The sequence below is a fragment of the Pseudoduganella sp. RAF53_2 genome (genome assembly GCF_052113985.1).
GTDB lineage: Bacteria > Pseudomonadota > Gammaproteobacteria > Burkholderiales > Burkholderiaceae_D > Rugamonas.
The window spans coordinates 1-4,639 of the sequence record NZ_JBFRDW010000489.1; the positions used below are offsets into that span (position 1 = coordinate 1).

At 63.1% G+C, this 4,639-nt stretch carries 6 protein-coding genes; all 6 read right to left on the minus strand.

Going from position 1 to position 4,639, the window contains the following annotated elements; genetic code table 11:
- On the minus strand, nucleotides 1–1,095 hold a 1,095-nt coding region (locus tag AB4Z11_RS23620; protein WP_442028100.1), incomplete at its 3' end, for an urease subunit alpha.
- 7 nt (nucleotides 1,096–1,102) lie between these two features.
- Nucleotides 1,103–1,414 carry an urease subunit beta gene (locus AB4Z11_RS23625; RefSeq protein ID WP_442028101.1) on the minus strand — a complete coding sequence of 104 codons (312 nt, stop codon included), beginning with the start codon at nucleotides 1,412–1,414 and terminating at the stop codon, nucleotides 1,103–1,105.
- A 21-nt stretch (nucleotides 1,415–1,435) separates the two neighbouring features.
- Nucleotides 1,436–1,738: an urease subunit gamma gene (locus AB4Z11_RS23630; protein ID WP_442028103.1), complete on the minus strand. Its 303-nt coding sequence runs from the start codon at nucleotides 1,736–1,738 to the stop codon at nucleotides 1,436–1,438.
- Nucleotides 1,739–1,746: 8 nt separating this feature from the next.
- The gene (locus AB4Z11_RS23635; RefSeq protein WP_442028105.1) at nucleotides 1,747–2,595 is read right to left on the minus strand and encodes an urease accessory protein UreD; all 849 of its coding nucleotides are present in this window, start codon (nucleotides 2,593–2,595) and stop codon (nucleotides 1,747–1,749) included.
- A 108-nt stretch (nucleotides 2,596–2,703) separates the two neighbouring features.
- Nucleotides 2,704–4,449, minus strand: coding sequence for a DUF885 domain-containing protein (locus AB4Z11_RS23640; protein ID WP_442028106.1), 1,746 nt, complete (start codon nucleotides 4,447–4,449; stop codon nucleotides 2,704–2,706).
- Between the two features lie 23 nt (nucleotides 4,450–4,472).
- Nucleotides 4,473–4,631: an EAL domain-containing protein gene (locus tag AB4Z11_RS23645; protein WP_442028108.1), complete on the minus strand. Its 159-nt coding sequence runs from the start codon at nucleotides 4,629–4,631 to the stop codon at nucleotides 4,473–4,475.
- Between the last annotated feature and the right edge of the window lie 8 nt (nucleotides 4,632–4,639).

Below are 4,639 nucleotides of genomic sequence, written 5' to 3' on the forward strand. Positions count from 1 at the left end.
CCCCATGGCCTGCGAGTCGGACGACATCATCGAGATTGCGCCGATATCGTGCAGGATGTCTTCGGCGGCGATGGTTTCGCGGCGAATGCGCGACTCCGCAAAAGCCACGTCCTCGGCAATCGCCGCATCCAGATGATGGCAGACCATCAGCATGTCCAGGTGTTCGTCCAGCGTATTCACGGTGTAAGGCCGGGTCGGATTGGTGGACGATGGCAGCACATTGGACTGGCCGACGGCTGCAATGATGTCCGGTGCATGGCCGCCGCCCGCGCCTTCGGTATGGAAGGTGTGGATGGTGCGGTCCTTGAACGCGGCAATCGTTGTTTCGAGAAAGCCGCCTTCGTTCAGCGTATCGCTGTGCAGCGCGACCTGGATATCCATGGCATCGGCCACGGAAAGGCAGTTGTCGATGGCGGCCGGCGTGCTGCCCCAGTCTTCGTGCAGCTTGAGGCCGATGGCGCCCGCCCTCACCTGCTCCTCCAGCGGCAGCGGACGGCTGACATTGCCCTTGCCCAGAAAGCCCAGGTTCATCGGGAATGCATCCGCCGCCTGCAGCATGGAATGGATGTGCCACGGACCCGGCGTACAGGTGGTGGCTGCGGTCCCCACTGCGGGACCGGTACCGCCGCCGATCATGGTAGTGACGCCGCTCATCAAGGCCTCTTCGATCTGCTGCGGGCAGATGAAGTGAATATGGCTGTCGATGCCGCCGGCCGTGACGATCATGCCTTCGCCGGCAATGATCTCGGTGGCGCCGCCAATGGCCATGGTCACGCCGGGCTGGATGTCCGGRTTGCCGGCCTTGCCGATGGCSGCGATCAGCCCGTTTTTCAGGCCAATGTCGGCTTTCACGATGCCCCAATGATCCAGGATCACGGCATTGGTGATCACGGTATCCATCACCTCCGCATGGGCGCGCTGCGATTGCCCCATGCCGTCSCGGATCACCTTGCCGCCGCCGAAYTTCACYTCCTCGCCRGGRATGGCAAAGTCTTTCTCGACTTCGATGAACAGTTCCGTATCGGCCAGGCGGATGCGGTCCCCGGTGGTGGGACCGTACATCTCGGCGTAGGCGCGGCGCGTGATGGATGCCATGGGTGGCCTACTCCTTCAGTTTGCCCTGCACCTGGGCGCTGAATCCCCACACCTCGCGGTCGCCATCGAGCTTGACCAGTTCGACGGTGCGCTTCTGGCCGGGTTCGAAGCGTACGGCGGTGCCGGCCGCAATATTCAGCCGCATGCCGTACGCTTTCCAGCGTTCGAAATACAGCGCCGAGTTCACTTCAAAGAAATGGAAATGGGAGCCGACCTGGATGGGGCGGTCACCACGATTTTCCACCGTCACGCTGACCGTTGTGCGGCCAGCATTGAGGCTGATGTCGCCGGGCTCAAGTTTGTATTCGCCGGGAGTCATGATGCATTCCATGTTGATTTATCAGGGGATGGGTTGATGGACGGTCACCAGCTTGCTGCCGTCCGGAAAAGTGGCTTCGACCTGGATGTCGGGAATCATGTCGGCGATGCCGTCCATCACATCGTCACGGGTCAGGATGCGCGTGCCCTCGGCCATCAGTTCGGCCACGCTCTTGCCGTCGCGCGCACCTTCCATGATGGCGGCGCTGATCAGCGCGACGGCTTCGGGATAGTTCAGTTTCAGGCCGCGTGCGCGGCGCCGCTCCGCCAGCAGGGCGGCGGTGAAAATCAGGAGTTTGTCCTTCTCGCGGGGTGTCAGGTCCATGGGCTTTCCTATGTATGCCAGCTGCGCAGCGGCGTGGCGGCGCGCTGCATCACATGCGGACGCAGCACGCGCCAGGCATCCAGCATCAGGGCACGCGCCGCTTCGCTGTCGTCGCCGATATGGCGTACCACCAGCAGGTTCCTGAGCAGGGAGGCGCCGAAATGCGGCCCGCCGATGGCGCGTACTTCCTGAAGGGCGCTGATGGACAGCGACGCGCCGACCGCCAGCATCGTTGCGCACACGGACTGGCCACGCAGGCCGAAACGGCTGCGCAATGCCTCGGGCGTGATGACGCCCTGCTCCCACCAGAGCAGCTTGCCGCCGCGCCGGATGCGGCAGCGCTGCGCCACGCGGCCGGAGCGGAAGCGCTCGCCTGATGCGCGGCGCCCCAGGCAAATAATGTCGCAGCCTATATAGCTGGCGTCCGCATTCAGCTCGACGTCGTGCTCCAGTTCGGCGATGGTTTCGTCGTAGAAGATGGCTTCCTGCGGCAGCCATTCGATGGCGGCGCGGCCGGCTGCGTGCAGACTGACCTGCTGGCGCGAGACCTTGCCGTTGGCGCGATACCACTTGGCGGCGCCCGGCGTGGTCAGCACGGCATGGGTGCCGGCCGCAGCCTGCACCGCAATGTCGAGATGGTCGCCGCCCACCACGCCGCCCGGTGGATGCACCACGATGGCATGACAGACTTGCTGGTCTTCGGGATAAAGAGGTTTCTGGACGCGCAGCGGACCGTGGTGCTCGCGCCGGGTCAGGCGCGTGGCGCCATGTGCATGGGTGAAGCCGAGCGCGAGCCTGGCGTGCCAGGCCTCATGCTGGCTGTGGTTGCTGTCGTGCTGTACGGTGCTGTCGCGCATACACCAAGTAGTGCAATATGCGTGCCATGCTGCAACACCCTACAGTCGGGGATTTCCGCACCAGCCGGGGGCGGCGCACCACACTGGTGCGCCGCCCCCGGCAAAATTTCACTCTTTCGGGTATGGACTCTTGCCGCCGTCAGCAATGAAGGCATCGATGCGTGCCTGCAAAACCGGCAGCGGCACCGAGCCCAGTTCCAGCACGGTGTCGTGGAAAGCGCGGATATCGAACTTGTCGCCCAGCGCGGCTTCCGCTTTCTTGCGCGCATCGATGATGGCCATCTCGCCCAGGTAGTAGGACAGCGCCTGGCCCGGCCACGAAATATAGCGGTCCACTTCCGTTTCCACTTCATGCGCGGACAGTGCCGTATTGTCGAGCAGGTACTTCTGCGCCTGCTCGCGCGTCCAGCCCTTGGCGTGGATGCCGGTGTCGACCACCAGACGCGATGCGCGCCATGCCTGATAGCTCAGCATGCCGAACACTTCATACGGCGTGTCGTACATGCCCATCTCGCTGCCCAGGCGTTCCGAGTACAGCGCCCAGCCTTCGCCAAAGGCGGAGATGTAGGCATTGCGGAATGGCGGTCGGCCCTTCTGCTCCAGCGCGATCGGCATCTGGAATGCGTGGCCCGGCGCCGACTCATGCAGGGTCAGTGCTGGAAGGCTGTACAGCGCGCGCGCCGGCAGATTGTAGGTGTTGACCAGGTAGACGCCGGGACCGCCGCGGCCCGAGGTGTAGTAAGGCGCCTGCTCCGGCGGCACCGGAATGATGCCGAAGCGGCTGCGCGGCAGGCGGCCGAAATACTGGCTCACTTTGCCGTCGAATTTTTTCGCGATCCAGGCCGCGCGCATCAGCAGCTCTTCCGGCGTCTTGGCGTAGAACTGCGGATCGCTGCGCAGGAATTGCAGGAAGGCCGGCAGATCGCCTTTGAAGTCCACCTGCTTCATCACCTGCAGCATCTCGCCGCGGATCTTGGCCATTTCATCGAGGCCGATCTGGTGGATCTGGTCCGCGCTCAGATTGGTGGTGGTGAACTCGACGATCTTCGAGTGGTAGTAAGCCTTCCCGTCCGGCAGGCTTTCGGCGGCCAGTGCTTCGCGTGCATGCGGCACGTATTCCTCGCGCATGAATTTCAGCAGCTTGAGGTGAGCCGGGATCACGGATTCATTGATGGCCTTCAGCGCCGCTTCGCGCAGCCTGGCCTGTTCCGCGGCCGGAATGGTGGCCGGCATCTGCTTGAACGGTGCGAAGAACACCACCTCTTCCGGCTTGGCTTCGGTGACGGAGGTCAGCGAGCCATCGCGGCCTTGCAGCGTCACCTTGGGCGGCGTGAAACCGCGCTTCAGGCCCGTGCGCATATTGGCCACCTCTTCATCGAAGTAGCGCGGCATGTCGTTCAGCTGCACGATGTAATTGCGGTAGTCCTCCAGCGTACGGAAGGACTTGCGCGCTTCGCCTGCGATGTTCGACCAGAACGAGGAATCCGCGTTCAGCGGCATTTCGTATTCGTGGAAACGCTGGTTCTCCAGCAGGGCCGCAATCTGCGCGCGATACACCGCGTAGTTGATGCGTTCCGGCGCCGACAGCTGCGTTGCCTTGACCATATCGAGCTGCTTCAGAATGCCTTCCCAGTATTGCTGGCGTTTCAGCTGAACGGCCGGATCGACCTGCGGCAGGAAGGGACRCACGCCGTGCTGGTCGTCCTCATCATCTTCCATGCGCTGCTGCAGGCGCCATTGCCATTCGGCTTTGTAAATGCTGGTGAATTTCTGATCTGCCGCGTTGGTGGCAGCGGCGTAGGCGGGGTTGGATGCGGCGTAGGCGATGGCAATTGCGGCACACAGCTTTTTCATTGGTCTCCCTGTTCTGGTCTTGATTACAGATTCGGCAGTGTACGCTTTTCCCGTAATAAAGTGGTGAATTCCTCGGCCGGCATCGGGCGCCCATAGAAGTAGCCCTGCATCTCGTCGCAGCCGTGGGTCTTCAGGAAGGCCGCCTGCTCGCGGGTCTCCACGCCCTCCGCAATCACGCGCATGCCCAGGT

Coding starts and splice junctions, on each gene's coding strand:
- AB4Z11_RS23625 (WP_442028101.1), bottom strand. CDS start 1,414: ATGACTCCCGGCGAATACAAACTTGAGCCCGGCGACATCAGCCTCAAT.
- AB4Z11_RS23630 (WP_442028103.1), bottom strand. CDS start 1,738: ATGGACCTGACACCCCGCGAGAAGGACAAACTCCTGATTTTCACCGCC.
- AB4Z11_RS23635 (WP_442028105.1), bottom strand. CDS start 2,595: ATGCGCGACAGCACCGTACAGCACGACAGCAACCACAGCCAGCATGAG.
- AB4Z11_RS23645 (WP_442028108.1), bottom strand. CDS start 4,631: ATGCGCGTGATTGCGGAGGGCGTGGAGACCCGCGAGCAGGCGGCCTTC.